Annotated in this window: 1 rRNA gene; it reads right to left on the bottom strand. The window is 56.8% G+C overall.

The annotated features are described in order from the left end of the window. A 23S ribosomal RNA gene (locus tag ACFYUV_RS51365) occupies nucleotides 1-2,667 on the bottom strand; the annotation flags it as partial.

Raw genomic sequence — 2,667 nt, 5'->3', positions numbered from 1 at the left:
GGTCAAGTCCTCGGCCTATTAGTACCGGTCAGCTCCACACATTACTGTGCTTCCACCTCCGGCCTATCAACCCGGTCGTCTACCGGGAGCCTTACCCACTCTCGTGGTGGGAGACCTCATCTCAAGGCGAGCTTCCCGCTTAGATGCTTTCAGCGGTTATCCCTTCCGAACGTAGCCAACCAGCCGTGCACCTGGCGGTACAACTGGCACACCAGAGGTTCGTCCGTCCCGGTCCTCTCGTACTAGGGACAGCCCCTTTCAAGTCTCCTGCGCGCGCAGCGGATAGGGACCGAACTGTCTCGCGACGTTCTAAACCCAGCTCGCGTACCGCTTTAATGGGCGAACAGCCCAACCCTTGGGACCTACTCCAGCCCCAGGATGCGACGAGCCGACATCGAGGTGCCAAACCATCCCGTCGATATGGACTCTTGGGGAAGATCAGCCTGTTATCCCCGGGGTACCTTTTAGCCGTTGAGCGACACCGCTTCCACACGCCGATGCCGGATCACTAGTCCCAGCTTTCGCTCCTGCTCGACCCGTCAGTCTCACAGTCAAGCTCCCTTGTGCACTTACACTCAACACCTGATTGCCAACCAGGCTGAGGGAACCTTTGGGCGCCTCCGTTACCCTTTAGGAGGCAACCGCCCCAGTTAAACTACCCACCAGACACTGTCCCCGATCCGGATCACGGACCAGAGTTAGACGTTCAAAACGACCAGAGTGGTATTTCACCAATGACTCCACCCGAACTAGCGTCCGAGCTTCCCAGTCTCCCACCTATCCTACACAAGACGCTCCAAACGCCAATGTCAAGCTGTAGTGAAGGTCCCGGGGTCTTTCCGTCCTGCTGCGCGTAACGAGCATCTTTACTCGTAGTGCAATTTCGCCGGGTCTGCGGTTGAGACAGCGGGGAAGTCGTTACGCCATTCGTGCAGGTCGGAACTTACCCGACAAGGAATTTCGCTACCTTAGGATGGTTATAGTTACCACCGCCGTTTACCGGCGCTTAAGTTCTCACCTTCGCTGTGTTACCACAACTAAGCGGTCCCCTTAACGTTCCGGCACCGGGCAGGCGTCAGTCCGTATACATCGTCTTACGACTTCGCACGGACCTGTGTTTTTAGTAAACAGTCGCTTCCCCCTGGCCACTGCGACCCCCACCAGCTCCGAGTGCAAGACTCATCACCAGCAGAGGTCCCCCTTCTCCCGAAGTTACGGGGGCAATTTGCCGAGTTCCTTAACCACAGTTCACCCGATCGCCTTAGTATTCTCTACCTGACCACCTGAGTCGGTTTAGGGTACGGGCCGCCACAACACTCGCTAGAGGCTTTTCTCGGCAGCATAGGATCATCCACTTCACCACAATCGGCTCGGCATCACATCTCAGGATACGTGTGAGGCGGATTTGCCTACCTCACTCCCTACATGCTTACCCCAGGACTACCATCGCCTGGGCTGGACTACCTTCCTGCGTCACCCCATCGCTTACCTACTACCCGATCGGATCGAGCGTTCACTCTGACCCCAAGCCCGAAGGCTTTAGGCGAGCTAAGGACTCTTAGCATCACGAGGTTCGATATGGGCGCGTTGAAGCGGGTACGGGAATATCAACCCGTTGTCCATCGACTACGCCTGTCGGCCTCGCCTTAGGTCCCGACTTACCCTGGGCGGATTAGCCTGCCCCAGGAACCCTTGGTCATCCGGCGCGAGGGTTTCTCACCCTCGATTCGCTACTCATGCCTGCATTCTCACTCGCACAGCCTCCACAACTAGATCACTCTGCTGCTTCGCCGGCTGCACGACGCTCCCCTACCCATCCAGCCCCGAAAGACTGAATGCCACGACTTCGGCGGTGTGCTTGAGCCCCGCTACATTGTCGGCGCAGAATCACTTGACCAGTGAGCTATTACGCACTCTTTCAAGGGTGGCTGCTTCTAAGCCAACCTCCTGGTTGTCTCTGCGACTCCACATCCTTTCCCACTTAGCACACGCTTAGGGGCCTTAGTCGGTGATCTGGGCTGTTTCCCTCTCGACTACGAACCTTATCGCCCGCAGTCTCACTGCCACGCTCTCACTTACCGGCATTCGGAGTTTGGCTGACGTCAGTAACCTTGTCGGGCCCATCGGCCATCCAGTAGCTCTACCTCCGGCAAGAAACACGCGACGCTGCACCTAAATGCATTTCGGGGAGAACCAGCTATCACGGAGTTTGATTGGCCTTTCACCCCTACACACAGGTCATCCCCCAGGTTTTCAACCCTGGTGGGTTCGGTCCTCCACCCAGTCTTACCTGAGCTTCAACCTGCCCATGCGTAGATCACTCCGCTTCGGGTCTACAGCATGCGACTCAAACGCCCTATTCAGACTCGCTTTCGCTACGGCTCCCCCACACGGGTTAACCTCGCCACACACCATAACTCGCAGGCTCATTCTTCAAAAGGCACGCAGTCACATCACACAGAAGACAAGCTCCTGTACGCTCCTACGGCTTGTAGGCACACGGTTTCAGGTACTATTTCACGACCCCTCACCGGGGCACTTTTCACCTTTCCCTCACGGTACTCGTGCACTATCGGTCATCAGGGAGTATTTAGGCTTACCAGGTGGTCCTGGCAGATTCACACAGGATTTCTCGGGCCCCGTGCTACTTGGGATCCCCTCAAGAAG

The sequence above is a fragment of the Nonomuraea sp. NPDC003560 genome (genome assembly GCF_042878785.1).
Lineage (GTDB): Bacteria > Actinomycetota > Actinomycetes > Streptosporangiales > Streptosporangiaceae > Nonomuraea.
This window is presented reverse-complemented; position numbering and strand designations above follow the sequence as displayed.